This window comes from Anaerolineales bacterium, assembly GCA_022866145.1.
Classification (GTDB): domain Bacteria; phylum Chloroflexota; class Anaerolineae; order Anaerolineales; family E44-bin32; genus PFL42.
On record JALHUE010000344.1, the window covers coordinates 1 to 1,634 of the forward strand.

Annotated in this window: 1 protein-coding gene; it reads left to right on the forward strand. The window is 65.0% G+C overall.

The window, feature by feature from the left end; genetic code table 11:
* On the forward strand, positions 1 to 1,292 hold a 1,292-nt coding region (locus MUO23_10645; protein MCJ7513413.1), incomplete at its 5' end, for a hypothetical protein.
* Positions 1,293 to 1,634: the final 342 nt, after the last annotated feature.

Here is a 1,634-nt window from a genome sequence, read left to right on the forward strand (position 1 = left end):
CCTACTCCCCCGACGCCTACCCGTACTTCTTCATCGACACCAACGCCAACGGCGAGGTCGATGGTGAAGAGGGCGCCTTCCCCAACGCCTACAAGGCCTGGACCCCACGGCTGCAGAAGGCCGCCTACAACTACCAGATGTCGGTCAAGGATCCGGGCGCCTTCGCCCACGGCGGCAAGTACATCATGCAGCTGCTGTATGACTCGATCGAGTCGCTGAACGAGAAGATCGCGACCCCGGTCGATCTCAGCACGGCTCACCGCATCGATCCGGGCCACTTCGCCGGATCGGAGGAAGCCTTCCGCCATTGGGATGAAGAGGGCGAGGTTCCTGCAAGCTGCGCTAAGTGCCACTCGGCCGGCGGGCTACCGCAGTTCCTAGCCAACGGGGGGACGACAGTCCTCTCCGGAACCACGCTGGCGACCACGGGCGTGGTGGGCCAGGAGCCCTCCAACGGCTTCGAGTGCAGCACCTGCCACAACGAAGCCGAATGGCCGGCGCGCTATGCCGTGACCACGGTTCCGTTCCCCAGCGGTGCCAAGGTGACCTTCTCGACCGAGAAGGATGCCGACGGCAATCTGGTTCCGGTCGATGCCAACCTGTGCATCGAGTGCCACCAGGGTCGCGAGTCGACGGTCAGCGTCAACAACGCCATCACTCGCTCCGGCCTGACCGATGACCAGGTGGCTAGCAAGGAACAGCCGCTGTCCTTCCGCAACCCACACTACTTCGCCGCCGGCGCTACGCTCTTCGGCGATGAGGCCAAGGGCGCCTATCAGTACGAGGGCCAGACCTACGTCGGCCGCAACGCCCATGTGGCCGGCTTCGACACCTGCACCGCCTGCCATGGCACCCACGAGCTTGAACTCAAGTTCGAGGCCTGCACCACCTGCCATGCCGGCGCAGCCACGCCGCAGGACATCCGCATGTCGACCGTCGACTTCGACGGCGACGGTAACGCCACCGAGGGCATGGCGGGCGAAGAAGCCACTATGCTTGAGGCGCTGTATGCCGCCGTCGTCAAGTACGCCGCTGACGCAGGCACGCCCATTGCCTACAATGGGTCCGCCTACCCCTACTTCTTCGCCGATGCCAATGGCAACGTGGCGGTGGATGAGGGCGAGGAGGCTTTCGCCTCCTGGACCCCGCGCTTGCTGCGGGCGGCCTACAACTACCAGTGGTTCTCCAAGGATCCGGGCGCCTTTGCCCACAATCCCAAGTACACCGTCCAGGTGCTGTATGACAGCCTCCAGGACGTCGGTGGGAGCGTGGCCGGGATGACCCGACCGTAGGGGTTCCACCCGCACACCGGATCTCGTGCCGGGCCCATCTCGAGGCGGCCCACCACGGGACCCCCGATCGTCAAACGGGGCTTGGGCGTTGCCCAAGCCCCGTTGTCGTCCCCTTTGCCCTCGACGGCGGGCTGCTTTCGAGGGCAATCCGACTCCCGGAATCGTTTGCCCCCTGGGGCACGTATGGGGTGATTCCCCAGCCGGCATGCGCCGTGACTCCCATCAGCAATCTCCGGCGCGCGCCGGATTCCCCTGTCTCCTCCAATCGACTATTGTAGAGGCAGCCGACGGGCATCCGAGGGCGACATGTTCCGGGTCACATTGGTAGCCATACTGGCAACA